Raw genomic sequence first — 25,039 nt, 5'->3', positions numbered from 1 at the left:
CGATGCGCGCATGGATCGCACCCTTCGTTTGCCTGTGGCTGGCGGGTTGTGCTCACGGGCCCTACGGCAACTTCGCCGACCGAACCACGCCGGCGATCAATCAGCAGCTGGCGAGCGCCACCGCGCGCCAACTGGCAGTCGTGCACGCGCCGGCCAGCACGCGCTTGCGTATCGCCCAGGAAACCACTGACGGCTACGGCGTATCCCTGGTCAGCGCATTGCGCGCCTCCGGTTTCTCGGTACAGGAATTTGACCCTAAGGCTCAGCCGGTACCCGCAACGGCGCGTGCGGCTGCGCCGCTGCAGGTCAACTACATCGTCGATGCGCCCAAGGACAGCGACCTCTATCGGGTCACCCTGCTGGTCGGGCGTGAGTCCTTGAGCCGTGTTTACGCGGTGCAGAACGGCCAGGTGCTGGCCGCCGGGGCCTGGGTACGCAAGGAGTGACGTGTGATGAGTAGCAAGAACGATGTCATGTCGCCGGACGCATCGCCCGGCAAACTGCATCGCAACAGCGGTGTGCGTCGGGTCAACAACTGGCCGATTTATCTGATTGGCGCCGCCGCCATGGTGTTTCTGCTGATCATGCTGCTGGTGGCGGCCGATCGTGCCGAAGAGCAGGACAAGCCTGAGGAAAAGAAAGCGGAAAAAGCCGGCAACAGCAGCATGTTTGCCCAGCAGATCAATGGCATGGACCAAGATGGGATCATCCCCAGCAAAGTTGAGCCGCCGGCCATGCCGACTCTGGACGACACGCCCGCACCGCAGCCCGCCAGCTTGCAGGTGGTACGCCCGAGCAACCTCGATGCCCCGCCTATGCCGCCGCGCGAGATGCCGCCGAGCGTCAACGGTGAAGAACTGGAACGCATCCGCCAAATGAAGATGCAGCAGTTCCAGGAGGCCGTCCGGGCGCAGAGTACCGTCCGGGTAGAGGCCCCGCGCAGCGCTGGCTCAAGCCTCGGCGCTGCCGGCGCCCCGTCCAGCCAGCAGGACGCCTTGGCCCGCATCGCTGCCGCACGCCAGCGTATGCAAGAGGCCTCGCGCAGTGACCCGACCGCAGCCTACAAGGCGCGCATGGCCGAGTTGAAGGCGATCAGCTCAGGCGGGGGCGGGGGCGGTGGCGGCGGTGCGCAGGGCGATTCGCCGTTCTTGGTGCAAGCCGCCAGCAACGCTGGCAAGGACTACAACCAGTTCGGCACCACGGAGAACAGCGACCGCTGGAAGATGGACGTGACCATGGAATCACCCCGTAGCCCTTACGAGCTGCGCGCGGGCTACGTGATCCCTGCCACGATGATCGCCGGTATCAACTCCGAGTTGCCTGGGCAGATCATCGCTCAGGTCGCGCAGGCTGTGTACGACACCGCTACCGGCAAGCACTTGCTGTTGCCACAGGGCTCGCGCCTGGTCGGTTCCTACTCCAGCAGCGTGGCCTATGGCCAGTCGCGGGTACTGGTCGCCTGGCAGCGCATCATCTTCCCGGATGGCAAGGCGATGGACATCGGTTCGATGCCGGGTAGCGACAGCGCCGGCTATTCCGGCTTCAACGATCAGGTCAACAACCACTATGTGCGGATCTTCGGCTCGGCCTTGTTGATGTCCGGCATCGTCGCCGGCATTAGCCTCAGCCAGGACCGTGCCAGCAGTGACAGCAGTGACCGTGAGACCGCCAGCAGCGCCATGAGCGAGGCGCTCGGCCAGCAGTTGGGCGAGGTGACCGCGCAGATGATTTCGAAGAACCTGAACATCGCGCCAACCCTCGAAATCCGTCCGGGCTATCGCTTCAACGTGATGGTGACCAAGGACCTGACGTTCTCGAAGCCTTACCAGTCCTTCGATTACTGAACCATTTGCCAAGGAGAGCAACATGAAGCACACGGCCTTGTTGAAACCCACCATTGCGCTGCTGGCCGGTCTGGGGTTCACCCTGCAGGCGCATGCCGGTATCCCTGTTGTGGACGGGATACACGCGGGCATCAGCCAGCTGGGGGTAGCCGAGAACATTGCCCAGACGGCCAAGCAGATCCAAGAATACAAAACACAGATCGAGCAGTACACGACCCAGGCGTTGCAGTACAAGAAGCAGCTCGACCAGTACGAGAATATGTTGAAGAACACGGCCGCACCGGCTGCCTATATCTGGGACCAGGCCAATTCGACCATCAACAAGTTGATGGAAGCCCAGAGCATGATCAATTACTACACGACTCAGGCGGGGAGCCTTGATTCGTACCTGAGCAAGTACCGCGACACCAGTTACTACAAAAGCTCACCCTGCTTCGGCCTCGGCACCTGCACCGAGGAGGACCAGGCGGAGCTCGCCGAGCATGAAGCAATGGCCTCCGAATCGCAAAAAACGGCTAACGACGCATTGTTCAAAAGCATCAAGCAGCAACAAGAGAACTTGCAGGCCGATTCCAGGCAGCTGGAGCGCCTTCAGCAAGCGGCCAGCACGGCAGATGGCCAGGTCAAGGCGATTCAATATGCCAACCAGTTGGCCAGTCAACAGACCAACCAACTACTGCAGTTGCGCAGCCTGATGCTGGCTGAGCAGTCTGCGACTGCCAACCGCGCGGCGGCTGAGTTGGATGAAAAGGCCCGCGGTGAGGCCCAGGCAAGACGCGTCACGACGTGGGAATACGAAAAAAGCCCTGAAGGCAAATACTGAGGAAAGCACCATGAAGAGCAACATTCTGCAACTCGCCATCGCCGTGGGCGTGCTGTTCAACCTGGCCGGTTGTTCCGAGGAAAAAGTCCCTGAGCCAACGGCCGAAAACTGCGCCAAAGGCACCTATGAAAAGAACCTGTCGAGCCTCTCTAAAGAGGCCAATCGAAACGAATTCATCGACGGGTGCAGAAGCTTCAACGCGGCGCAGGAAATGACCGAGTGGAAGTTTGAGAAAAGCCCGGAAAGCAAATACTAAGGTGGGATTACGCACATGATTGGCACGCGTCGGGAATTGCTCCTGAGTGTACTGCTGGTTGCTGTTTGCCTCGCAACTCCGACGCTTGCCCATGCGGCGACAGGGCAGTTAGGCAGCTCAGGCGTCATGGATGAGGTGCTTAAGAGGTTCGACGACGCGACCCAAACCTGGCTGCCTGCGATCCAGAGCGCTGCATCGCGGCTGTTCTTTGCCCTGGCGTCCATCTCCATGGTCTGGACGTTCGGCATGTTGCTGATGCGCAAGGCCGACATCGGTGAGTTCTTTTCCGAACTTATCCGTTTCATGGTGGTGTTCGGGTTGTATTGGTGGTTGCTGCAAAACGCCATGGGCGGGTTGAAAATCGCCGACAGCATCGTTAAGTCGATGAGCCAACTCGGCGCCACCGCAGGGCACCTCGGTAATACCGAGTTGAAGCCGTCGTCGATCGTCGACCTTGGGTTCGAGCTGTATGACAAAACCGTCAAGGCAACCAGCAAGCTGAGCTGGCACCAAATGGGCCGCCAGCTGACGATGGAGTTCATGGCCATTGGTATTTTGCTGGTGCTGGCCATTGTGGCTATTAACCTGCTGGTGCTGTTGGCATCGAGCTGGTTCCTGCTGTACGCGGGGGTGTTCTTCCTGGGGTTTGGCGGTTCACGCTGGACGTCCGACATGGCGCTGAACTACTTCCGCGCGGTACTGGGGCTCGGTGCGCAACTGTTTGCCATGGTGCTGTTGGTTGCGATTGGCAAGAGCTTTATCCAGACCTTTGCGGCCCGTATCAGTGACAAAGTCGCTGTGCAGGAACTCGCGGTCATGATGGTGACCTCGGTACTGTTGTTGATACTGGTGAACAAGATCCCGCCGATGATCGCAGCCCTGGTGGGTGGAGCCGGCAGTGCGTCTACCGGTGTCGGCAACTTTGGTGCCGGCGCGGCATTGGGGGCAGCAACCACTGCTGCGTCGATGATGGGCAAGAGCGCTTCGGCGATGATGACAGGTGGGGCGAACCTGATGGGCGCCGCGCAGGCCTTGCATTCCGCTTTCAAGGGTGCGCAGTCGACGGCCTCCGCCGGTGGGGATATCGCGTCGCGTATGACGGGGATGCTGGGGTCACCCAGTAGCCCAAGTGGCGGGAGCGCTGGCGGCAGCAGCTCCAGCGGCGGTGCCAGCCCTCTGGGCTCGGTAATGGGCTTGGCCTCATCGACAGCTTCCGCCTCATCAGGCCTTGCCCAGGCGGCCTCATCTGCGGGAGGCGAATCGTCCTCCCGGGGTGGATCCTCTGAATCATCGTCAGGTGCTGAATCATCCGGCGCATCTTCCGGTGGCGGTTCGTCCGAGGGCGCATCCGGTGCATCCGGTGCATCCGGCGCATCTGGCGCGGGTGGGGCATCAGAGTCATCTTCAGCAGGGGGCTCCGGCTCTGGCGCTGCAGAGGCGGCATCAGCCGGCGGCGGCGGATCTGCCGAGGGCAGTTCGGGTTCACAGGGTGGCACGGGTGCCACCGGTGGCAAGGGTGGCGCTGCAGAGGGGGGCAGCAACGCAGCCTCCAGCAAGATGGCATCAGCAGGCCGCGTAGCCCTGCAAATGGGCGCCAACCTGGCCTCTGGCGTGGGGCGGGTTGCGCAGTCCCATATCGACAAGTCGCTCGCCGGGCGTATTGCCAAGGAAATCTCCGATCCGGGTTCCAGCAGTCGTTCGAACCTGGACACTCGATCGGCCAGCCGTGACTTCGAACCCGATGCCGAAGTGAAGAGCTTCAGCGAAAGCAAACAGGACAGGACTTGAACAAGGAGTGCTCATGAAAATTGCAAAGGTTCTCCCAGCCGCCGTGCTGGCCGTCAGTTTCGCCGTCGCCCTGCCCGCCCAGGCCAAAGACCCCTGCGCCACCGTCCTGTGCATGTGGGGCAAGCTCAAGGGGGCGGGTGTCGTGGATAACTGCAGTGGCCCGGTCGGCGACTACTTCAGCATCGTCAAAAAGAAGAAGGGCAAGATCAAGCTGAGCCAGACCTCGGACGCTCGCCAGTCCTTCCTCGACAAATGCGAGGCCGCCGACCCGCAAAAAACCAAGTCGATCAACAACAAGTTCGGCAAGGTCATCTGAGGCGCGCCACGATGCCATTTGTCGCTGACGTTCCGCCCCCGGCCCTGAGCGAACCCATCGCCTGCTCGATCATGGCGGCGGTCAAATACGAGCTGCCGGTGAACATCGTCCTGGCCGTGTCCGGCCAGGAAGGTGGCAAGCCAGGCCAGTGGGTGCGCAACCACAATGGCACCTACGACGTGGGCCCCATGCAGTTCAACACCGCCTACCTGCGCGAGCTCTCGCGCTACGGCATCACCCCTGAGGATGTCGAGCAAGGCGGCTGCTACTCCTACGAGCTGGCCGCCTGGCGCATCCGTGGCCACGTGCGCAATGACCGCGGCGACTTGTGGACGCGGGTGGCGAATTACCACTCGCGCACCCCCGCCATCAATGCCCGTTACCGCCAACAGATCATGCGCCGCGCTGTCTACTGGGCCGATTGGCTGGATGCCCGTTTTGCCACACAGCAGGTGGCGCAGAGCGCGGTATTCTCCGGCACGCCGGCCGAGGCGTCCGTGGCAGTGGTCGACACCGCGCAGGCGGTGAAGGCGGCTGTCGTGCAGCAGCCGGTCTTGCCGCAACCCGTGGGCACGTCAGCCTATGTGCCCCGGGGGCTGGTGATGGGGAGCAAATGATGGATTCGCTGGTCACAGTAGCCGCATCTCGAAACGATACAGGGACCCGCCGCGAGGCGGATGCAAGGAGAGAAAGATTGAACCTACCCACTCTCGGTATGGGCACCCCCGTTACCGACAAGGCATCGCGCCGCCCCTGCCGCCTCTGGCCGCGGCTGCGCCTTGGCGCGCTCGTACCCCTCGTGCTGGGAGCCTGCATGCTCCTGCCTGCCACCTCTTCTGAACTTCAAGCCAAGGAGCTTTCCATGCAAGACAATCAAGGCCAGTACCAGCCCTACACCCCGGGCATGAAACTCCCCGAAGGCGTGTTTCCGCCGATGAAGGGTTATACCCATGAGGACTTGATTGGCGCTGCTGCCCTACCCGTAGAAGCGGTGATGAAAGCTGAGGAAATAGACCCCACCCTGATCAAGGAATCGCTGTTCGCCCTGGCCAAACACCTCAATGAGGCACTGGAGGCGCAGAACGTCGAGTATCAGATTTCGACCTGGTACCAGAAGCCTTACGACAATCCCGCTGACCGCACCAAGAGTGTTGCCGCCATGGGCGAAAGCTTTGGTGCTTTGGCGATCCGTGCTGCAGGGCAGTCGCTGCGAGGGTCCCCACTCTTGAACTTGGGCGAAGCATTCTTCGAACGCTACACCCGAAGCGCCGGTGATGGTGTCCACGATCTGATCGTGACCCTAAACAAACCGGGTGCCTGATACGGGTTCGAGAATGTCTTGGAGCGTTCGTCCTGTCCTGGCGGCGGGATGATCCATAGGGATATGAAATGAGTGATGCAATGCGTTTTACGGTGTACTTCGACGGCACCGGTAACAACAAAGATCTGAATACACCTGAAGGCACGCAGACCAACGTTGCCCGCCTTTATGACCTGGACACCGCCAAAGGTACCAACCTGGCGCGCAACTCGGGGCATGAACCGCAGCAGTACGACGCCAAGGAGCGCTCCGGCCAATCGGAGAAGGTCTACTTCGATGGTGTTGGCAGCCAATCCAGTACCAGCGGGCGTTCGCTGCTCGAAGGCGCAACCGGCCGCGGTGCCCAGGAGCGTATCGACCAGGCCTACGACTCCATCGTGGCCTTTCACAACAAGTACCCGGACCAGCAGATCGACGTCAACATTGTCGGCTTCAGCCGCGGTGCATCGCAGTCCCGCGCCTTGGCCAACGAGTTCATCGAACGTGGCGTCCCCAAACTCGATGACCAGGGCAAAGCGACCGGGGAATACTTGATTCCCCCAGGCCAGGCGCACGTCAACAAGCTGGGTATCTTCGACACGGTCGCCACTGACGGTTTGTCGAATACCGATACCCATCTGGGCAAGAACCTGGAGATCAGCAAGAACATCGATTCGACCACCCACCTGGTGGCGATGAACGAGTACCGCGACACGTTCCCCCTGACCAGTGCCCTGCGTAACGACGACAACTCGCGCATCGAGGAGTTGAAGTTTGCCGGCGCGCATTCGCAGGTCGGCGGTGGTTACAAGGACGATGTGCTGGCAGCCGGGCCATTGGCGGTGATGCACGATCGCCTGCAGTCGGCCGGTATAGAAATGAAGCCGATGCTGCAGGAGGATGTTCAGCGCATCGAGCAGTACAACACGTTGATCAAAAGCCCGGAGAAAGTTGAGCAAGCGCTCATCGACTCGCGCCTGTTGAAAGGTGAGAACGCGTTCAGCCGCAACGCGGATGGCTCGTTCCAGACAGTGGACAATATGCCCTTCCCGATGGAACGCGGCATGATCAACGTCTTTGACCGCCAGGCTCGCCCCTTCGATCACGAGACCAATGGCCGCGGGGTAGTCTTCGAGAACGATGATCGGCTTAGCCGCAACAGCGTTTCCCGAGCCGTTGAGGGGATCGGTGATCGCCTTAAATCGCTGGGGCAAGATGCCTTGTCCGCTTCGGCACGCTTCCTGGGCATTGACTCGCGCGAGCAGGCGATAGAAGAGGGCAAAGGGCTGTATGCCGAGCTCATGTCGGAAAGGGCCGCCACTTCACAGCAGCAAGTGGCTACGCTGTCTGGCGAGCTTACGGCTTCACGGCCCAGCGCTGGTTATATCGAGAGCCTGAACCTGCAAGCGGTGCCAGTCCCAGACGGCGCCAAACAGGGCCAGCAGCAAGACCCGCAGGCCCAGCAGCGCAGCGACTCGTTCAAGGCCATGGAAGACAAAGCGCGCGACCTCAACCCCTCGGCCAGTATCGGCGAAGCTTCAGAGAGCGGGCGCAAGGCGGTCAGCGGGATGGTCGTCGACATGGACGAGCACCACATCCTGCAGAAGGTCGGCCAGACCGACCAGTTCGTCATTCATGACCGCCGTGACGTCGACCCGAGCCGCAACTTCCAGGTAGGCAAGAGCACGGCAATTGTCCACGAGAAAGGCATCGGCGACCTGGCCCGTGATGTGGCGCCGAAGCTGGAGCTCGATACCGGGCTTTCCCAGGCCATGCGTCGGTGATTTCGATGCCGCGCCTGCAACTCGCCGACGGTACGGTGGAAGCGCTGAAGTGGCTGGCGCTGTTGCTGATGACCGGCGACCACGTGAACAAGTACCTGTTCAACGAGACCCTGCCTTACCTGTTCGAGGCAGGGCGCTTGGCGATGCCGCTGTTCGTGGTCGTGCTGGCGTACAACCTGGCGCGGCCGGGAACAATGGAAAACGGTGCTTACCGGCGCACTGCGCTGCGCCTGTTTCTGTTCGGGGTGTTGGCGACGCCGCCGTTCATTGCCCTTGGGGGGCTGCTGTACGGCGGCTATCCGCTGAACATCCTCTTCACCTTGCTGGTGATTACCCTGGCGACCGAAGCCTGCGACCGTGCCGCGCAAGGGCGGCCGCTGTTCTGGGGGCTGGCGTTACTGGTGGTGGTCGTGGGCGGTGCCTGGGTCGAATTCTGGTGGCCGGCCGTGCTGCTGGGGCTGTGTGTGGGTTGGTACGTGCGGCGCTCGAACCTGCTGGCGGCCGTGGGGGCCGTGCTTGCGCTTGCAGCGTTAACGCCGATCAACGGCAATGCCTGGGCGCTGGCCGCGTTGCCGGTGCTGCTGGCCGCCCGCTGGGTCAGGCCTGACCTGCCGCGCTGGCGCTGGCTGTTCTACGCCTATTATCCGCTGCACCTGCTGGCGCTGTGGCTGATTCGCATCCCGATGGCCAAGGCCGGATACCTCTTCCTGATATGAAGCAGATGCCCATGAACGAGCCTAAACCGCCCAAGCCGCCGCTCGACGATGCCGGGCAGGCATTGGAGGCGCAGGCTCAGGCGCTGGCCGCCGAGCAGACCGCGCTGCTGGACGCCAGCCCGGTGCAAGCACGCTACAACCAGGCCCTTGGCGAGTGCGTCGAGCAAAAGGCCGAGCAGGCCGAGGCCCTGGAGCAGCGCCTGGAGGCCATGCTGGACCGCCAGCAGGCGCAATTGCAGCAGAACCAGGCCTCGCGCCCGGGCTGGCTGGCCCTGCCTTCCACCCGCGCCGCCTGGGAGCAGGGCAACCAGCGTTGCCAGGCACGGCTGCAGCAGTTGCAAGGCCGCCTGGAGCGAGTGCAGGAGCTGCACCACGGCATGGGCCTGTACACCCCACGCATCGAGGAGTTGGCGGTGCGCCAACTGCGCGCCGAGCAGCCAGAGCTGGTCGAGCAATGGAGCTTGCAACGTCAGGCCGAGCGCACGCTTTCTGAGGCGCAGCGGCGTACCCAGGCCCAGGACATCGGGCGTTCGCGCACAACCTCGCCATGAACCAGCACCTTCCCTATTCCATCCTTTCGTTCACGGAGCGAACCCATGAAACATAACAACGCTGTGGGCCCGCAGATCCGCGGCGGCCAGCGCAGTGGCGGCAACACGGGGCAGGCCATCCTGGCCATTTTCTGCCTGCTGGCCGGCCTGGCTACTGCCACCCAGTACTTCGCCTACCTGTTCAATAACCATGCGGCGTTGGGGGCGAACCTGAATGGCGTCTACGCCCCATGGATGATTCTGGTGTGGGCCGCCAACTGGTCCGATCAGTACCAAGACACCTTGCTGCGCGCCGGGTCCCTGGGGGTTCTGGTCAGCGGCGTCGGCATGATGGCGATGGTCGTGATCCGCATGATCAGCAGCAACAGCTCCAAGGCCAATCAGTTCCTTCATGGCTCTGCGCGTTGGGGCGAGCGCAAGGATATCGAGAGCGCCGGCCTGTTGGCTGACGATGGTGTGTACGTAGGCGCCTGGCTGGACAAGCGCAACAAGCTGCATTACCTGCGCCACAACGGCCCGGAGCACATCCTCACCTTCGCCCCGACGCGCAGCGGCAAGGGCGTTGGCCTGGTGATCCCGACGTTGCTGTCGTGGAAGCACAGTGCGGTGATCACCGACCTCAAGGGCGAACTCTGGGCGCTCACCGCTGGCTGGCGCCAGCAGCATGCGGGCAACCGGGTATTGCGTTTCGAACCGGCCACCGCCAATGGCTGCGTGGGCTGGAACCCGCTGGAAGAAATCCGCCTGGGCACCGAGTTCGAAGTGGGCGATGTGCAGAACCTGGCCACGCTGATCGTCGACCCGGACGGCAAGGGCCTCAACGACCACTGGCAGAAGACCTCCCAGGCGATGCTGGTGGGTTGCATCCTGCACCTGTGCTACCGCTCGCAGGACGAGGGTGGTGTCGCCAGCCTGCCGGCGCTGGACGCCATGCTCGCCGACCCGTCGCGGCCAATCAGCGAACTGTGGGCGGAAATGACCCACTACGGCCACCTCGATGGCGAAAACCACCCGCTGGTGGGGTCGGCTGCACGTGACATGCTCGACCGGCCTGCCGAAGAGGCCGGCTCGGTGCTGTCGACCGCCAAATCGTACCTGTCGCTGTTCCGTGACCCGATCGTGGCGCGCAACGTGAGCCGCTCGGAGTTCAAGATCCGCGACCTGATGAACCACGACGACCCGGTCAGCCTGTTCATCATCACTCAGCCCAACGACAAGGCGCGCTTGCGCCCCTTGGTGCGCATCCTGGTGAACATGATCGTGCGCCTGCTGGCCGACAAGATGGACTTCGAGGACGGCCGGCCCAAGGCGCACTACAAGCACCGGCTGCTGATGATGCTCGACGAGTTCCCGAGCCTGGGCAAGCTCGACATCATGCAGGAGTCGCTGGCCTTCGTGGCCGGTTATGGCATCAAGTGCTACCTGATCATCCAAGATTTGTCGCAGTTGCAGGAGTTCTACGGGCAGAACGAGAGCATCACCTCCAACTGCCACATCCAGAACGCCTACCCGCCAAACCGGGTGGAAACGGCGGAGCACCTGTCCAAACTCACCGGGCAGACCACCATCGTCAAAGAGCAGGTGACCACCAGTGGGCGACGTTCCAGCGCATTGCTGGGCCAGGTGTCGCGCACCCTTCAGGAAGTGCAGCGGCCGCTGCTGACCACCGACGAGGCCCTGCGCATGCCAGGCCCACGCAAGGATGGCCAGGGCAATATCCAGGAAGCCGGCGACATGGTGGTGTATTGCGCAGGCTACCCGGCGTTTTATGGCAAGCAACCGCTGTACTTCCAGGACCCGGTATTCCTGGCCCGCGCCAAGGTGCCGGCACCGCGTGAAAGCGACCGCACCATCGAGTTGCCGGCATGAAACGGCCGTTGAGCGTGGCCGCTGTCGTGGCCATTCTGGCGTTTTGCGCAGTGCCGATGGTGCTGTGGGGTGGTGCGCGGCTTAACGTCACCAGCAGTTTTCCGCCGGGCATTTACTGGGTGGTCGACAAGGCACCGGAAAAAGGCGACCTGGTGATGTTTTGCCCGCCGCAGGAGGCTGTGTTTCAGCTAGCGCACGCGCGCGGCTATCTGGCCGGAGGAACCTGCCCTGGGGGATACATGCACCTGCTCAAGCGGCTGGTCGCGGTATCGGGTGACGACGTGCAGATCACTGCCGAGGGGGTTAGCGTCAACGGGCAGTTGCAGGTGCGTAGCCAGCCGTTGCACCAAGACCCGAGTGGCCGCCCCATGCCGCAGCCACCGTTGGCGCACTTCCGATTGGGCAGTGACGAGGTGCTGATGCTCTCCGATTACAGCCGCTTGTCGTTTGATGGCCGCTATTTCGGGGCCGTGCCGCAAGCGCAATTGGACGAGGTGGTCGAGCCTTGGCTGGTGTGGCGAAAAACGCCGTTGTAATCCAGCAGCTCGATCGGGCCGTTGTAGGAGCAGCCTTGCGCTGCGAAGAGGCCGGTAGCCTGCAATCGATGTTTGGTGCGGCTACCGGCCTCTTCGCAGCACAAGGCTGCGCCTACAGGTAACCCTAGTACCACTAATCCAAGTGAATAATTACAGTAATGGTACTAGGCAATTGATGTTTTTTTGCTATTATTCAAATCCCGCCTTACCTATCTGGAACGCCTGTTCTAGAGCCTCCGAATTAAGTTTCAGTTAAGTTTTCCCCGCTAGCGTAGGCAATCAGTCAACGAAGACTGTGATCTGTGGCCTGTGCGCGTCATCTAAATCCCTGCATAGCCTGAATCTTTCACCGGTAAAATGGACTTACCTTCACACCGTCAAGAGGATGAATCATGCCCGTCAAGGACCCATCCAAGGTCGTTCCGGATGTACCCGCCGAGAGCGCCGATGCCGCCCTGAAGCACATCGTCGACGGCTTTCTGCGCTTTCACCATGACGTCTTCCCCGAGCAGCAACAGCTGTTCAAGAAGCTCGCCACCGCGCAAACGCCACGCGCCATGTTCATCACCTGTGCCGACTCGCGCATCGTCCCCGAGCTGATTACCCAAAGCTCGCCAGGCGACCTGTTCGTGACCCGTAACGTCGGCAACGTGGTGCCCCCGTATGGCCAGATGAACGGCGGCGTCTCCAGCGCCATCGAATACGCGGTACTGGCACTGGGTGTACACCACATCATCGTCTGCGGCCACTCGGACTGCGGCGCGATGCGTGCGGTACTCAACCCGCAATCGCTGACCAAGATGCCGACGGTTTCCGCTTGGCTGCGCCATGCCGAAGTGGCACGCACCGTGGTCGAGAACAACTGCTCCTGCGGCAGCGAGCACGAGACCATGCAGGTGCTGACCAAAGAAAACGTCATCGCCCAGCTGCATCACCTGCGCACTCACCCCTCGGTCGCCTCGCGCCTGGCGGCGGGTGAGCTGTATATCCACGGTTGGGTCTACGACATCGAGACCAGCAAGATCGAAGCCTATGACGCTGCCAGCGACAGCTTCCTGCCCCTGGCTGCGGGCGAGCCGATCCCCTGCGCTACCCCGAGAGGCCGCTACTAAGCGACCCTTCCACCGCTAGAACCTTGATAGCCGGCTGCACCCTGTAGGGGTGTGGCACGGCCTTCGGCTGCCTTGAATTCCCTGATTGCCTTGCCGGCATGCTCGCTGGCGGCCCGCGCCTGCGCGTTTTTCAGGGGCCAACGTGCTCACGGCCAGAGGAATGGCCGTGCAACAGATAAATGGAGAAACACGGTGAACATGACACAGTTGAAAGCGGCCTTGCCGCGAGAGTTGTTGGCGTCGGTGGTGGTATTTCTGGTCGCCCTGCCCTTGTGCATGGGCATCGCCATCGCCTCGGGGATGCCGCCTGCCAAGGGCCTGATCACCGGCATTATCGGTGGCGTCGTGGTGGGCTTCCTGGCGGGTTCGCCGCTGCAGGTCAGTGGCCCTGCCGCCGGCTTGGCGGTGCTGGTGTTCGAGTTGGTGCGCCAGCACGGCGTGGCCATGCTGGGGCCGATCCTGCTGCTGGCCGGGCTGTTGCAATTGCTGGCGGGGCGCTTGCGCCTGGGCTGCTGGTTCCGCGTCACGGCACCGGCCGTGGTGTACGGCATGCTGGCGGGTATTGGTGTGCTGATCGTGCTGTCGCAGGTGCATGTGATGTTCGACACGGCGCCGCAGCCTTCGGGCATGCAGAACCTGCTGGCGTTTCCGGCAACCCTGGCCGCAGCCCTGCCGTTGGAAAGCGCAGGGGCCGGCTGGCAAGCCGGTGCACTTGGGCTGGGTACCATCGCCATCATGTGGGGCTGGGAGCGCTTGCGGCCGCAACAGCTGCGGTTCGTGCCCGGTGCCTTGCTGGGCGTAGCAGCGATGACCGCCATCAGCCTGTGGCTGGCGCTGCCGGTGAACCGGGTGCAGGTGCCGGCAGACCTTTCCGAGGCCATCGACTGGATCCGCCTGGATGACCTGATGAACCTGGCCGACCCGACCTTGCTGGTGGCGGCATTCGCCCTGGCGTTCATTGCCAGTGCCGAGACCCTGTTGTCGGCTGCCGCGGTGGACCGTATGCACAGCGGCCAGCGCTCGGACTTCGACCGCGAACTGTCCGCCCAGGGCATCGGCAATATGCTGTGCGGTGTGCTCGGGGCCCTGCCGATGACCGGGGTGATCGTGCGCAGCTCGGCGAATGTCCAGGCCGGCGCACAGACCCGAGCCTCGGCGATTTTCCATGGCTTGTGGCTGTTGGCGTTTGTCGTGGTGTTGAGCAGTGTGCTGCAGCAAATCCCGGTGGCGAGCTTGGCGGGTGTGCTGGTGTTTACCGGCATCAAGCTGGTGGACTTCAAGGCGTTTCGTGGGTTGGGCCGGTATGGCCGCATGCCGATGTTCACCTATGCGGCAACGGCCCTGGCGATCATTTTCACCGACCTGCTGACCGGTGTACTGCTGGGCTTTGCGTTGACCTTGCTCAAGCTGGCCTTCAAGGCGGCGCGGTTGAAAATCAACCTGGTGAGCCTGGGCAAGCCTGGGCACATGGAACTGCGCCTGAGTGGCGCTGCGACCTTCCTCAAGGTGCCGGCGTTGACCCAGGTGCTGGACACGGTGCCGGCGGGGACCACCTTGCATGTGCCGTTGGGCAACCTCAGCTATATCGACCACTCATGCCTGGAACTGCTTGAGGACTGGGGCCGGAGCAATGCAGCCAATGGGTCGCGCTTGTTGATCGAGCAGCGGCGCTTGAAGCGGCGCATCGAGGGGCGGCTGCGGACGACGGCGGGAGTCGGGGCTTAGCATCTGCCTGATCTGGCCTCTTCGCGGGGCNNGCCCCGCGAAGAGGCCAGGACAGGAGTATCAGGCAGGCTGGCCCAGCTCAACACCCAGCTGACGCGACAGGCACGGCCAACGCTTCCAGGCGTTGCCGGTTTCCGGGCTGCTCAGTTTCTCGCGATAAGCCTCCACCGATTCCACCGCAAAGCTCTCGTCATTGAGCATCTCGTCGACCGAATGATGCACCACTTCATCGAGCTGGTTGGCGAAGGTCTCGCCGATCAGCTGATGGGCAATCAGGTTGGCCATCGTGGTGTCGAACGGAATCAACGGCTGCTTGAAGTGGCGGATGTACAGGTCGTTGACCTCCTCCACCAGGCGATGCGCCAGGTAGGCCTCGTCCAGCAGGCAATCCAGCCCGACATGCCCTTGCATCACCGTGGGCGGCTGCTGGAAATAAGCTTCGGCAATTTTCAGTACCGGTTTGATCTGCGACTCGATCCCCGCTTCACGGGCTACCTCGTGGGCAGCCTCCAGCAGCTCTGGAACCTGGTCGATATAGGCGCTGACGAAACGCGCCAAACTACCCTGGGCGTCCTGCTCAGGTAGCTGGATCGAGGGGTGCAAATGCGGCAGTTGTAGCTCTAGACGTTCTTTCAGTTGGCCGGTTTCAAGTTCGTGTTGATGGGCTTGGCTAATCTGCTCGCGTACAGCAGCGATGTTCATGACAACTCCAGGGACATTACGTGTCAAACGGAAGACACTAAATTAGCTCGGTATACAGAATACCTAAGACGTATTTGTTATAAACCGCGCAAACGTGTGCTTGCTCTGGCATATCGGTATGCCACTATTGCGCCATATCCTATCAAGCGCGCGGTTTTCAGGGCATTGGGCAATTTCGTGAAGTTCATTTCACAGGCTGCATTGCGTGCCATTGGTCGCTGTCTATACTCCCGTTGAACGTGATTCGTTGATGAGGCCCGTCTGCTTTTGCAGGGGCTCGGTCGTCGAAGCCAGGCAGTCTTGACCGCCGTTCCCTCTTGCCGCAGGCCACGCCTTCGGGACTACAAGAATTAGAAGGGGAACCCGCAATGATGCGACATCCACATGTCTGGATGGGCCTCCTGTTGTGGACGGTTTTCGGACAGGCCAACGCCGCCTGGACCGTCAACATGCACCCGGGGGCGACGGAAGTCTCCAACGCCGTCTTCGACCTGCACATGACCATCTTCTGGATCTGCGTGATCATCGGCATCGTGGTGTTCGGCGCGATGTTCTGGTCGATGGTCGTCCACCGCCGTTCCACAGGCCAACAGGCAGCGCATTTTCACGAGCACACCTGGGTCGAAATCATGTGGACCGTGGTGCCGTTCCTGATCCTGGTGGCCATGGCCATCCCCGCGACCAAGACCCTGATCGACATCTACGACGCCAGTGAGTCGGACATCGACATCCAGGTCACCGGCTACCAGTGGAAGTGGCACTACAAGTACCTGGGCCAGGACGTGGAGTTCTTCAGCAACCTGGCCACCCCCGCCGATCAGATTCACAACAAGGCCCCCAAGGACGAGCACTACCTGCTCGAAGTCGACCAGCCGCTGGTGCTGCCGGTGGGTGCGAAAGTGCGCTTTCTGGTAACTGCGGCCGACGTGATCCATTCCTGGTGGGTGCCGGCGTTCGCGGTCAAGCGTGATGCCATCCCAGGTTTCGTCAACGAGGCTTGGACGCGCATCGAGAAGCCCGGCATCTACCGCGGCCAGTGCACCGAGCTGTGCGGCAAGGACCACGGCTTCATGCCGGTGGTGGTCGAGGTCAAGTCCAAGGCCGATTACGACACCTGGCTGGGCGAACGCAAGGCCGAGGCGGCCAAGCTCAAGGAGCTGACCAGCAAAGAGTGGACCCTCGAAGAGCTGGTCGAGCGCGGCGACAAGGTCTACCACACCACCTGCGTGGCCTGTCACCAGGCCGAAGGCCAGGGCCTGCCGCCGATGTTCCCAGCCCTCAAGGGCTCGAAGATCGCCACCGGGCCGAAGGAAGGCCACCTGAGCATCGTCTTCCACGGCAAACCGGGCACGGCCATGGCCGCGTTCGGCAAGCAGCTCTCGGAAGTCGACATTGCCGCCGTGGTCACTTACGAGCGCAACGCCTGGGGCAACAACAAGGGCGACATGGTCACGCCGAAGGATGTGCTGGCGCTCAAGCAGGCAGAAGCGCAATGAACCGGGTTACTCGCGGCAATCAATGGATTGCAGGAGACAGGACATGAGTGCAGTGATCGACGACCACGCCCACGGCCATGAGCATGCCCACGGCCCGGCCAAGGGCCTGATGCGCTGGGTGCTGACCACCAACCACAAGGACATCGGCACGATGTACCTGTGGTTCGCCTTCATGATGTTCCTGCTCGGTGGCTCGTTCGCCATGGTGATCCGCGCCGAGCTGTTCCAGCCGGGGCTGCAGATCGTCGAGCCAGCGTTCTTCAACCAGATGACCACCATGCACGGGCTGATCATGGTGTTCGGTGCGGTGATGCCAGCCTTCGTAGGCCTGGCCAACTGGATGATCCCGCTGATGATTGGCGCGCCGGACATGGCCCTGCCGCGGATGAACAACTTCAGCTTCTGGCTGTTGCCTGCGGCCTTCCTGCTGCTGGTCTCGACCTTGTTCAGCCCCGGCGGCGGGCCGAACTTCGGCTGGACCTTCTACGCGCCACTGTCGACCACCTATGCCCCGGCCAGCGTGACCTTCTTCATCTTTGCCATCCACCTGATGGGCATCAGCTCGATCATGGGCGCGATCAACGTCATCGCCACCATCCTCAACCTGCGCGCCCCCGGCATGACCTTGATGAAAATGCCGCTGTTCGTCTGGACCTGGCTGATCACCGCGTTCCTGCTGATTGCCGTGATGCCGGTGCTGGCCGGTGTGGTGACCATGATGCTGATGGACATCCACTTCGGCACCAGCTTCTTCAGCGCCGCGGGTGGCGGTGACCCGGTGCTGTTCCAGCACGTGTTCTGGTTCTTCGGCCACCCCGAGGTGTACATCATGATCCTGCCGGCGTTCGGCGCGGTCAGCTCGATCATCCCGGCGTTCTCGCGCAAGCCGCTGTTCGGCTACACCTCGATGGTCTATGCCACGGGGGCGATCGCCTTCCTGTCGTTCATCGTCTGGGCGCACCACATGTTCGTGGTCGGCATCCCGGTGGTGGGCGAGCTGTTCTTCATGTACGCCACCATGCTCATTGCCGTGCCGACCGGGGTGAAGGTGTTCAACTGGGTCAGCACCATGTGGGAAGGGTCGCTGACCTTCGAAACGCCGATGCTGTTCGCCATCGCCTTCGTCATCCTGTTCACCATCGGCGGGTTCTCCGGGTTGATGCTGGCCATCGCGCCTGCCGACTTCCAGTACCACGACACGTACTTCGTGGTCGCGCACTTCCACTATGTGCTGGTGCCTGGGGCGATCTTCGGCATCTTCGCCTCGGCCTACTACTGGCTGCCGAAATGGACCGGCCACATGTATGACGAAACCCTCGGCAAGCTGCACTTCTGGCTGTCGTTCGTCGGCATGAACATGGCCTTCTTCCCCATGCACTTCGTGGGCTTGGCGGGCATGCCGCGGCGAATTCCGGACTACAACCTGCAGTTCGCCGACTTCAACATGGTCTCCTCGATCGGCGCGTTCATGTTCGGTGCCACGCAGATCTTCTTCTTGTTCATCGTCATCAAGTGCATCCGCGGCGGCGCCCCGGCGCCGGCCAAACCCTGGGACGGTGCCGAGGGCCTGGAGTGGTCGATCCCCTCGCCTGCGCCTTACCACACCTTCCAGACGCCACCGGACGTGAAATAGCCATGAACGGCCTGTCGCTCAAACGCCTGGTCATGCGCCTGCTGATGCTGACGGTGGTGATGTTCGCCTTCGGTTTCGCCCTGGTGCCGATCTACGACGTGATGTGCAAGGCCTTTGGCATCAATGGCAAGACCGGCGGCCAGTACGAAGGCAGCCAGGTCAGCGACCCGTCGCGCTCGGTACGGGTGCAGTTCATGTCGACCAACGCCAGCGACATGGTCTGGGATTTCTACTCCACGGCCGACCAGATCGACGTGAACCCAGGTGCGGTCAACCAGATGATCTTCGTCGCGCGCAACCCGACCGACCGGCCGATGAGCGCCCAGGCGATACCCAGCATCACCCCGGCCGAGGCCGCGGCGTACTTCCACAAGACCGAGTGCTTCTGCTTTACCCAGCAGGTGCTGCAGCCCGGCGAACGCATCGAGATGCCGGTGCGCTTCATCGTCGACCGCGATCTGCCGGCCAGCGTGAAGCACCTGACACTGGCTTACACCTTGTTCGACATCACCGCTCGCCACCCACCGGTCGCGCATGTTGCGGCCCAGGACGTCCAGGGCGCCCGTTAAGGGAAGGAGAACAGCAATGGCAAGTCATGAGCACTACTACGTTCCGGCGCAGAGCAAGTGGCCGATCATCGCGACGGTCGGCATGTTCATTACGGTGTTCGGCCTTGGCACCTGGTTCAACGACATGAAAGCCGGGCACCCCGACTCCCATGGGCCGTTGATTTTCTTCGTCGGCGCGCTGTGCCTGGCCTACATGCTGTTCGGCTGGTTCGGGGCGGTGGTGAAAGAAAGCCGTGGCGGGCTATACAGCCCGCAGCTGGACCGTTCGTTCCGCTGGGGCATGAGCTGGTTCATCTTTTCCGAGGTGATGTTCTTCCTGGCCTTTTTTGGCGCGCTGTTCTACGTGCGCGTACTGGCCGGGCCGTGGCTGGGCGGTGAAGGGGCCAAGGGCGTCGCGCACATGCTGTGGCCCAGCTTCGAGTTTGCCTGGCCGCTGCTGCACACGCCTGACCCGAAACTGTTCCCGCCGCCCAAGGAAGTCATCGACCCTTGGCACTTGCCGTTGATCAACACCATTTTGCTGGTGAGCTCGAGTGTGACCATCACCATTGCCCACCATGCCTTGCGGCGTGACCACCGGGGTGCGCTGAAACTGTGGATGGCGCTGACCATCGCGCTGGGCATCAGCTTCATCACGCTGCAGGCCTACGAGTACCACGAGGCCTATACCAAGCTGGGGCTGACGCTGGGCTCGGGGATCTACGGTGCGACCTTCTTCATGCTCACCGGCTTCCACGGCGCCCACGTGACGCTGGGCACGATCATCTTGATCGTGATGTTCGTGCGCATCCTGCGCGGGCACTTCAACCCCGACAAACACTTCGGCTTCGAGGCGGCCAGCTGGTACTGGCACTTCGTCGATGTGGTGTGGGTGGGGCTGTTCATCTTTGTGTATGTGCTTTGACACATGTGCAGGCCAGTCAAGGCGATACAGGTTCAGAAGGGGGCGTGTGACACCAGCTGGCCACTGATGAAGCCGTAGGCCACCAGCCCGATGGTCAGGGCCGCCAGGGTCACGCGCACGGTCAGTGCCTTCAGCAAGCGGGTCGAGTTTTCGTCGTCTTTGACCAGGAACACCAGGCCACTGAACAGGCTGGCAACTGTGGCCAACAGCATCAGGACAATCGCGGCCTTGAGCATGGCGCTTCTCCGGGGGGATGCGGTGATGTGGATAAGTATAGCGAGGCGCCTGTGAGGCCGTTTCGCCCAGGTTGGGTCCCGACCCTGGTGGTGCTTGCGCTGCTACCGGGGTTGATCGCGCTTGGCTGCTGGCAATTGGGCCGCGCCGACGAAAAGCGCGCGCTGCTGGCGACCTATGCCGAGCGCAGCCTCGACACGCCGCTCTCCACTGACCAGTTGCAGCAACGCGACGATGCCGCCTACCGCCGTGTGCACCTGTACGGCCGTTTCGAGGGTGAACACAGCCTGCTGCTGGATAACCGAATGCGCGACGGCGAGGCCGGCGTCGAGCTGTTGCAGCCCTTCCATGACCAGGCCAGTGGGCTGTGGTTGCTGGTCAACCGCGGCTGGTTGCCGTGGCCGGACCGCCGCGTGCCGGTGCACTTCGCCACCCCGGCGCAGCCGCTGGCGCTGGACGCGTCGGTGTATGTAGCGCCTGGCAGCACCTTCCAGCTGCACCCGGACCCAGCCGGCGGCCAATGGCCGCACTTGCTGACGGCCATCGATGCCGCCCAACTGTGGCAGCAATTGGGCCGCGAAGGCTACGCCCATGAGCTGCGCCTGGAGCCCGGGCCGGCCAGCTATCGCCTGGGTTGGCCGGTCGTCGCACTGGGGCCGGAAAAGCACCTGGGCTATGCGGTGCAGTGGTTTGCCCTGGCCACCGCGCTGGTGCTGCTCTACCTCTACTTTGGCTGGCACAACGATAAAAAGGAGAACCACCATGGCCGCCGCCACCCGTCCACTGGACGTGCCTGAACGCAGCAAGCCCAGAACCCGCGGGCGTTTGCAGCTGATTCTGATTCTGCTGGTAGTGCTCGGCCCGATGATCCTGGCCACCAGCATGTACAAGCTCAAGTTCTGGGTGCCAGAAGGCCGCAGCTACCACGGCGCGATGATCGGCAACGGCGAGAGCCGCAGCGATATCGGCATCGATGGCCAGGACGCGCGCTGGCAAGTGTTGGTCAGCACGCCCGAGGCCTGCGCCGAAGATTGCCAGCGCCTGGTGTACCTGGCCCGGCAGATACAAGTTGGCCTGGGCCGTGATGCCGGCCGTGCCAGCCATGCGCTGGCTGCCGCGCAGCCGTTGAGCGCTGACTACCAGGCGCTGCTCGGCCGTGAGTACCCGCAGTTGCAACGCTACCCGCTGGATGCCCAGCGCTACCTGAACAAGGTCGGTGAGCTTGGCCCGCAACTGTGGATCGTCGACCCGCACGGCAACTTGGTGTTGCGTTACGACGCCAAGGTCAACGGCAAGCACGTGCTGGACGACCTGCGTCATCTGCTCAAGTTGTCCAACATCGGCTAGGAGCCTGTCATGGCCAGACCCGGATTCCGCCTCGCTGTGTTCGCCACCCTGCTGGCACTGCTGGTCGTGCTGCTGGGCGCCTATACCCGCCTGACCCATGCAGGCCTGGGCTGCCCCGATTGGCCTGGCTGCTATGGCTTTATCAGTGTGCCGAAGACCGACGCCCAGCTGGCCCATGCCGAAATGCACTTCCCCGAGCACCCGGTGGAAGCCGCCAAGGGCTGGGCCGAGATGGTCCATCGCTACTTCGCCGGCACCCTGGCGCTGGTGATTGCCTGGCTGGCCTTGCAGGCCGTGCGCCGGCATGCACGTGATGGCCAGCCCTACCGCTTGCCGGTGCTGTTGCTGGGGGTGGTGTTGGCCCAGGCGGCGTTTGGCATGTGGACAGTAACCCTCAAGCTGTGGCCGCAAGTGGTCACCGCGCACCTGCTGGGTGGGTTCACTACCTTGAGCCTGCTGTTTCTGCTGTCTCTGCGTCTATCCCGGGCCTTTGCGCCATTGCCAAAACTGCCGTTGAGCCTGCGCCGGATCGCGGCGCTGGCGCTGTTGGTGGTGATCGGCCAGATCGCCCTGGGGGGCTGGGTCAGCGCCAACTATGCAGCGGTCGCCTGTATCGACTTGCCGACCTGCCACGGCCAATGGTGGCCGGCAGCGGACTTCAGCAACGGCTTTCACCTGACCCAGCACGTCGGCCCCAACTACCTGGGCGGGCAACTGGACAGCGATGCGCGCACGGCCATCCACATCAGCCACCGGCTGGGTGCCTTGCTGGTCAGTGCCGTGCTGCTGATGCTGAGCTTCAAGCTTTACCGCTGCGGCCTTTCTGGCCTGGCCCGGCTGGTGTTGCTGGCCTTGGCCGTGCAGGTCGGCCTGGGCATCAGCAACGTGCTGTTCCACCTGCCGCTTGGCGTGGCAGTGGCCCATAACGCAGGCGGGGCCATGCTGTTGATGAGCATGGTGCTGGTCAATTACCGCATCCGCGTGGTCGACAAAGTGCGCGTCGGCCATGGCTGGCGCCTGACGCCGGTGGTGGGCGTGGATATCTCCCACCCTATGAGGAACGATTCGTGGCGACGCTTCTAAGCGTACGACGGGCAGGTTGGCGCGATTATCTGGAGCTGACCAAGCCCAAGGTGGTGGTGCTGATGTTGATCACCTCCCTGGCGGGCATGTTCCTCGCCAGCCGCGCAGGCGTTGCCTGGAGCGTGCTGCTGTTCGGCAACCTGGGCATTGGCCTGTGTGCGGGCGCCGCGGCGGTGGTCAACCACGTGGTAGACCGGCGCATCGACGCCTTGATGGCGCGTACCCACAAACGGCCGTTGGCCACAGGCCGGGTCGCGCCGCTACCGGCGCTGGCCTTTGCGTTGGCACTGGCGGTGCTGGGCATGGCGCTGTTGCTGGTGTTCACCAACAGCCTGACCGCCTGGCTGACCCTGGCGTCGTTACTGGGCTATGCGGTGCTCTACACCGGCTTCTTGAAGCGTGCCACGCCGCAGAACATCGTGATTGGTGGCCTGGCCGGCGCGGCGCCGCCACTGCTTGGCTGGGTGGCGGTCAGCGGCCATGTCAGTGCCGAGCCGCTGTTGCTGGTGCTGATCATCTTCGCCTGGACCCCGCCGCACTTCTGGGCCTTGGCCATCCACCGCAAAGCGGAGTACGCCAAGGCCGATATCCCGATGCTGCCGGTGACCCATGGCGAGCGCTACACCACGCTGCATATCCTGCTCTACACCCTGATTTTGCTGGCGGTGAGCCTGCTGCCCTATGCCATCCACATGAGCGGCCCGTTGTACCTCGCTTGTGCCCTTGCCTTGGGCCTGCGCTTCCTGCAGTGGGCCTGGGTGTTGTACCGTGGCAGCCGGCCGCACGCGGCGATTGGCACCTTCAAGTACTCTATCGGCTACTTGTTCGCGCTGTTCATCGCGTTGCTTATTGACCACTACCTGTTGTTGAACCTATGACCCGAACCCAGAAAACCGTCTTCATCCTCGTCGCCCTGGTCGCGTTGATCCTGGGCCTGACCGTCAACAAGGTGCTCAATGGCCGCGATCAGCCGAACCCCACCGAGCTGATCGACGCCGGCATCATCCTCTTGCCGCAGAGCCGTACGGTGGCGGACGTGACCATGACCAACCAGGATGGCCAGCCCGTGCAGCTGGATGACCTCAAGGGGAAATGGTCGCTGCTGTTCTTCGGCTACACCTACTGCCCAGACATCTGCCCCACCACCCTGGCCCAGTTGCGCCAGGTGAAGAGCGAATTGCCCAAGGAAGCCGTGGACCGGTTGCAGGTGGTGCTGGTGAGCGTGGACCCGAACCGCGACACGCCGAACCAGCTCAAGCAGTACCTGGGCTACTTCGACAAAGATTTTGTCGGGGTGGCGGGGTCGATCGAAGACACCCAGAAGCTGGCGAATGCCTTGAGCATTCCGTTTATTCCGGCTGATACCAGTAAGCCTGGGTATACCGTGGATCACAGCGGCAACCTGGCGATCGTCGGGCCGGATGGGCGTCAGCGCGGGTTCATTCGTGCGCCGTTCAACAACCAGAAGCTGGTGGCGCAGTTGCCGGGGCTGGTCAAGCGGGACTAAACAGGCTTTAAAAGCTTCGCGGGGCAAGCCCGCTCCCACAGCATTATCCCAAAGCCTGAGGCTAGCGATGTACCTGTGGGAGCGGGCTTGCCCCGCGAAGAATCCAGCGTGATCTAGAGGCTTAGAACGCTGGAACTACAGCGCCCTTGTACTTCTCGTTGATGAACTGCTTCACCTCTGGCGAGTGCAGCGCGGCCGCCAGTTTCTTCATGTCTTCGGAGTCTTTGTTGTCCGGGCGGGCAACCAGGATGTTCACGTAAGGCGAGTCGCTGCCTTCGATGGCCAGCGCGTCTTTCTCAGGGTTCAGCTTGGCTTCCAGCGCATAGTTGGTGTTGATCAGGGCCGCATCGACCTGGGTCAGCACGCGCGGGATGGTGGCCGCTTCCAGCTCACGGAACTTCACGTTTTTCGGGTTTTGTGCAACATCCTTAACGGTCGACAGGATGTTCTTGTTGTCCTTGAGCTTGATCACGCCGGCCTTGTCCAGCAGCAGCAGCGCGCGGCCGCCGTTGGTGGCGTCGTTGGGGATGACCACGGTAGCGCCGGAGGGCAGCTCGTCGAGCTTCTTGATCTTGGTCGAGTAAACGCCCAGCGGCTCGATGTGCACGCCGGTCACGCTGACCAGGTCGGTGCCCTTGGCCTTGTTGAACTCATCCAGGTACGGCTGGTGCTGGAAGAAGTTGGCGTCCAGGCGCTTCTCGGCCACCTGCACGTTCGGCTGGATGTAGTCGGTGAATTCCTTGACCTTCAGCTCCACGCCTTCTTTCGCCAGTTGCGGTTTGACGAAGTTGAGGATCTCGGCGTGCGGCACCGGGGTGGCGGCGACGGTGAGGGTATCGGCGTGGGCCGAGAAGGCCGCGACAGCGGCAGCAACAGCAAGCAGCTTCTTCATTGATCACTCCTTGTGAGGGCCGCGACGGCCCCCGAACGGGTCGGCCAGGCCG

The 25,039-nt window shown here is 62.5% G+C and carries 27 protein-coding genes; 24 read left to right on the top strand and 3 right to left on the bottom strand.

Annotated features, from left to right (window positions below):
- The first annotated feature begins 2 nt into the window (after nt 1-2).
- The 15 genes from MFF34_RS01785 to MFF34_RS01715 all read left to right on the top strand — a co-directional run bounded on the left by MFF34_RS01785 (nt 3) and on the right by MFF34_RS01715 (nt 14,620).
- On the top strand, nt 3-446 hold the full coding sequence (locus MFF34_RS01785; RefSeq protein ID WP_238209840.1) for a conjugal transfer protein TrbH: 444 nt from the start codon (nt 3-5) through the stop codon (nt 444-446).
- A 6-nt stretch (nt 447-452) separates the two neighbouring features.
- Entirely contained in the window at nt 453-1,844 is a 1,392-nt protein-coding gene (locus MFF34_RS01780; protein ID WP_238209838.1) for a TrbI/VirB10 family protein, read from the top strand.
- Between the two features lie 22 nt (nt 1,845-1,866).
- Nucleotides 1,867-2,667: a P-type conjugative transfer protein TrbJ gene (trbJ, locus tag MFF34_RS01775; RefSeq protein ID WP_238209836.1), complete on the top strand. Its 801-nt coding sequence runs from the start codon at nt 1,867-1,869 to the stop codon at nt 2,665-2,667.
- Between the two features lie 10 nt (nt 2,668-2,677).
- Nucleotides 2,678-2,923, top strand: a complete 246-nt coding sequence (trbK, locus tag MFF34_RS01770; protein ID WP_238209834.1) for an entry exclusion lipoprotein TrbK — start codon at nt 2,678-2,680, stop codon at nt 2,921-2,923.
- A gap of 15 nt (nt 2,924-2,938) precedes the next feature.
- Nucleotides 2,939-4,711, top strand: coding sequence for a P-type conjugative transfer protein TrbL (gene trbL, locus MFF34_RS01765; protein WP_238209831.1), 1,773 nt, complete (start codon nt 2,939-2,941; stop codon nt 4,709-4,711).
- A gap of 13 nt (nt 4,712-4,724) precedes the next feature.
- The gene (locus MFF34_RS01760; RefSeq protein ID WP_238209830.1) at nt 4,725-5,027 is read left to right on the top strand and encodes a TrbM/KikA/MpfK family conjugal transfer protein; all 303 of its coding nucleotides are present in this window, start codon (nt 4,725-4,727) and stop codon (nt 5,025-5,027) included.
- 11 nt (nt 5,028-5,038) lie between these two features.
- Entirely contained in the window at nt 5,039-5,644 is a 606-nt protein-coding gene (locus MFF34_RS01755) for a muramidase (protein WP_238209828.1), read from the top strand.
- Nucleotides 5,644-6,348, top strand: coding sequence for a hypothetical protein (locus tag MFF34_RS01750; RefSeq protein WP_238209826.1), 705 nt, complete (start codon nt 5,644-5,646; stop codon nt 6,346-6,348). The genes MFF34_RS01755 and MFF34_RS01750 overlap by 1 nt, the downstream gene beginning before the upstream one ends.
- Nucleotides 6,349-6,416: 68 nt before the next feature.
- On the top strand, nt 6,417-8,111 hold the full coding sequence (locus MFF34_RS01745; protein WP_238209822.1) for a DUF2235 domain-containing protein: 1,695 nt from the start codon (nt 6,417-6,419) through the stop codon (nt 8,109-8,111).
- Between the two features lie 5 nt (nt 8,112-8,116).
- Nucleotides 8,117-8,827 (top strand): TraX family protein, encoded by a 711-nt coding sequence (locus MFF34_RS01740; RefSeq protein WP_238209820.1) that lies wholly within the window; start codon nt 8,117-8,119, stop codon nt 8,825-8,827.
- 11 nt (nt 8,828-8,838) lie between these two features.
- Complete coding sequence (locus tag MFF34_RS01735; protein ID WP_143491050.1) at nt 8,839-9,378, top strand: IncP plasmid survival protein KfrC family protein; 540 nt, start codon at nt 8,839-8,841, stop codon at nt 9,376-9,378.
- Between the two features lie 45 nt (nt 9,379-9,423).
- Nucleotides 9,424-11,247, top strand: a complete 1,824-nt coding sequence (locus tag MFF34_RS01730) for a type IV secretory system conjugative DNA transfer family protein (RefSeq protein ID WP_027592001.1) — start codon at nt 9,424-9,426, stop codon at nt 11,245-11,247.
- Nucleotides 11,244-11,783 (top strand): conjugative transfer signal peptidase TraF, encoded by a 540-nt coding sequence (gene traF, locus MFF34_RS01725; protein ID WP_238209818.1) that lies wholly within the window; start codon nt 11,244-11,246, stop codon nt 11,781-11,783. The genes MFF34_RS01730 and traF overlap by 4 nt, the downstream gene beginning before the upstream one ends.
- A 392-nt stretch (nt 11,784-12,175) precedes the next feature.
- On the top strand, nt 12,176-12,895 hold the full coding sequence (locus MFF34_RS01720) for a carbonic anhydrase (protein ID WP_238209817.1): 720 nt from the start codon (nt 12,176-12,178) through the stop codon (nt 12,893-12,895).
- Between the two features lie 198 nt (nt 12,896-13,093).
- Nucleotides 13,094-14,620, top strand: a complete 1,527-nt coding sequence (locus tag MFF34_RS01715) for a SulP family inorganic anion transporter (protein ID WP_172960331.1) — start codon at nt 13,094-13,096, stop codon at nt 14,618-14,620.
- 60 nt (nt 14,621-14,680) lie between these two features.
- Here the strand turns inward: MFF34_RS01715 and MFF34_RS01710 are convergent, their stop codons facing one another.
- On the bottom strand, nt 14,681-15,322 hold the full coding sequence (locus tag MFF34_RS01710) for a hypothetical protein (protein WP_027591997.1): 642 nt from the start codon (nt 15,320-15,322) through the stop codon (nt 14,681-14,683).
- Nucleotides 15,323-15,690: 368 nt separating this feature from the next.
- On the opposite strand from MFF34_RS01710, the gene coxB reads away from it, so the two are divergent.
- From coxB to MFF34_RS01690, 4 genes are read left to right on the top strand one after another with little or no spacing between them, the layout of a single operon-like run.
- Nucleotides 15,691-16,818 carry a cytochrome c oxidase subunit II gene (gene coxB / locus MFF34_RS01705; RefSeq protein WP_085272114.1) on the top strand — a complete coding sequence of 376 codons (1,128 nt, stop codon included), beginning with the start codon at nt 15,691-15,693 and terminating at the stop codon, nt 16,816-16,818.
- 43 nt (nt 16,819-16,861) lie between these two features.
- Nucleotides 16,862-18,451 (top strand): cytochrome c oxidase subunit I, encoded by a 1,590-nt coding sequence (gene ctaD / locus MFF34_RS01700; protein ID WP_027591995.1) that lies wholly within the window; start codon nt 16,862-16,864, stop codon nt 18,449-18,451.
- A 2-nt stretch (nt 18,452-18,453) separates the two neighbouring features.
- Complete coding sequence (locus tag MFF34_RS01695) at nt 18,454-19,020, top strand: cytochrome c oxidase assembly protein (RefSeq protein ID WP_027591994.1); 567 nt, start codon at nt 18,454-18,456, stop codon at nt 19,018-19,020.
- 16 nt (nt 19,021-19,036) lie between these two features.
- Nucleotides 19,037-19,924 carry a cytochrome c oxidase subunit 3 gene (locus MFF34_RS01690; RefSeq protein ID WP_027591993.1) on the top strand — a complete coding sequence of 296 codons (888 nt, stop codon included), beginning with the start codon at nt 19,037-19,039 and terminating at the stop codon, nt 19,922-19,924.
- A gap of 32 nt (nt 19,925-19,956) precedes the next feature.
- On the opposite strand, the gene MFF34_RS01685 is transcribed toward MFF34_RS01690, so the two are convergent.
- Nucleotides 19,957-20,160 (bottom strand): twin transmembrane helix small protein, encoded by a 204-nt coding sequence (locus MFF34_RS01685; RefSeq protein WP_027591992.1) that lies wholly within the window; start codon nt 20,158-20,160, stop codon nt 19,957-19,959.
- A 51-nt stretch (nt 20,161-20,211) separates the two neighbouring features.
- Between MFF34_RS01685 and MFF34_RS01680 the strand changes: the two genes are divergently transcribed.
- From MFF34_RS01680 to MFF34_RS01660, 5 genes are read left to right on the top strand one after another with little or no spacing between them, the layout of a single operon-like run.
- Nucleotides 20,212-20,955, top strand: coding sequence for an SURF1 family protein (locus MFF34_RS01680; RefSeq protein ID WP_238210257.1), 744 nt, complete (start codon nt 20,212-20,214; stop codon nt 20,953-20,955).
- Nucleotides 20,921-21,505, top strand: coding sequence for a hypothetical protein (locus MFF34_RS01675; protein WP_238209815.1), 585 nt, complete (start codon nt 20,921-20,923; stop codon nt 21,503-21,505). The genes MFF34_RS01680 and MFF34_RS01675 overlap by 35 nt, the downstream gene beginning before the upstream one ends.
- Before the next feature lie 9 nt (nt 21,506-21,514).
- Nucleotides 21,515-22,588, top strand: a complete 1,074-nt coding sequence (locus MFF34_RS01670; RefSeq protein WP_027591989.1) for a heme A synthase — start codon at nt 21,515-21,517, stop codon at nt 22,586-22,588.
- Nucleotides 22,573-23,466, top strand: a complete 894-nt coding sequence (gene cyoE, locus MFF34_RS01665) for a heme o synthase (protein ID WP_027591988.1) — start codon at nt 22,573-22,575, stop codon at nt 23,464-23,466. The genes MFF34_RS01670 and cyoE overlap by 16 nt, the downstream gene beginning before the upstream one ends.
- Nucleotides 23,463-24,095 carry an SCO family protein gene (locus MFF34_RS01660; RefSeq protein WP_027591987.1) on the top strand — a complete coding sequence of 211 codons (633 nt, stop codon included), beginning with the start codon at nt 23,463-23,465 and terminating at the stop codon, nt 24,093-24,095. The genes cyoE and MFF34_RS01660 overlap by 4 nt, the downstream gene beginning before the upstream one ends.
- Nucleotides 24,096-24,216: 121 nt before the next feature.
- Here the strand turns inward: MFF34_RS01660 and MFF34_RS01655 are convergent, their stop codons facing one another.
- Complete coding sequence (locus MFF34_RS01655; protein WP_238209813.1) at nt 24,217-24,987, bottom strand: MetQ/NlpA family ABC transporter substrate-binding protein; 771 nt, start codon at nt 24,985-24,987, stop codon at nt 24,217-24,219.
- Between the last annotated feature and the right edge of the window lie 52 nt (nt 24,988-25,039).

This window comes from Pseudomonas sp. PAGU 2196, from assembly GCF_022179005.1.
Lineage (GTDB): Bacteria > Pseudomonadota > Gammaproteobacteria > Pseudomonadales > Pseudomonadaceae > Aquipseudomonas > Aquipseudomonas kermanshahensis.
This window is presented reverse-complemented; position numbering and strand designations above follow the sequence as displayed.